Origin of the sequence: Sellimonas caecigallum (assembly GCF_019754295.1) — a bacterium.
In the GTDB taxonomy this organism is placed as follows: domain Bacteria; phylum Bacillota; class Clostridia; order Lachnospirales; family Lachnospiraceae; genus Sellimonas; species Sellimonas caecigallum.
On the sequence record NZ_VIRV01000053.1, the window covers coordinates 1 to 940 of the forward strand.

The window sequence follows — 940 nt, forward strand, 5'->3', positions numbered from 1 at the left end:
AAATCGGTATGAAAAGAAGTTTGATTTATGGGAAAGGAGCATAGCTCCTTCCAAGCTGCCGCATGGCTGCACAGCCGCATTCCGGACAGATGGACAGGTCAATGTTCCAGACCGCCTTGAGCAGTTCTGCCATGGACAGCCCGGCATAACGCTGCCGGAATCTCTGGCCGCCCTGGATCCGGAAGATTACTTTCAGGTTCCTGGATTTCATCCGGTTATTGAGAAATCCATAATAGCGGATCTTCTGGAAACTGGCAGGGAGCACATGCATCAGGAAGCGCCGGATAAACTCTCCATGGCTGAGAGTGACCTGCCGTTTTGGATTCCCGGGCTTCCTGCTACGTGCAGAGAAAGTAACCTCTGTTTCCGTAACGGAAAGGATCCGGTTGTTGGAGATGGCAATCCGGTGGGTATAGCGTCCCAGATATTCGATGGCGTTACCAAACCCGTTGAAGGTTTCTTTGATGTAAGGGCACCAGTCTTTCCTGTAAAGGTCGTTTTTAAAAGTTTTCCATTCCGGGGGATCCTGTAATGCTCGGCAGGAGGAAGAAAAGACGAGCTTTTCCTGTTGGTACAAGGCGTCCAGGAGGGAGAGATATTTCCCCTTGAACTTATCCCGGAGAACCCAGACGGGGATAAAAAACTTTGCGGAAGACTTCCGGATCCTGTGGTCAGGGGTAAGCCCTCCGCCGGAGATGATGCAGTGCATGTGGACATGGTAGTCCAGCTCCTGGTTCCAGGTGTGGAGTACCTGGATGATCCCGGGCTGTGCGCCAAGATATTTCTGGTCTGTACTCAGTTCCAGAAGGGTTTCGGCACAGCACTTATGGAGCAGTCCGTAAAGGAGCTTCTGATTACAGTAGATCAGGGGATTGAGTTCATGGGGGAGAGTAAACACCACGTGGAAGTAAGGGGAATCAATGACTTCCGCCCTGCGTTT

Annotated in this window: 1 protein-coding gene; it reads right to left on the reverse strand. The window is 51.5% G+C overall.

Features of this window, described 5'->3' with window-relative positions:
• Positions 1 to 25: 25 nt before the first annotated feature.
• Positions 26 to 940 (reverse strand): IS91 family transposase (locus tag FLB61_RS12940; RefSeq protein WP_221920430.1); only part of this gene is annotated, 915 nt, incomplete at its 5' end.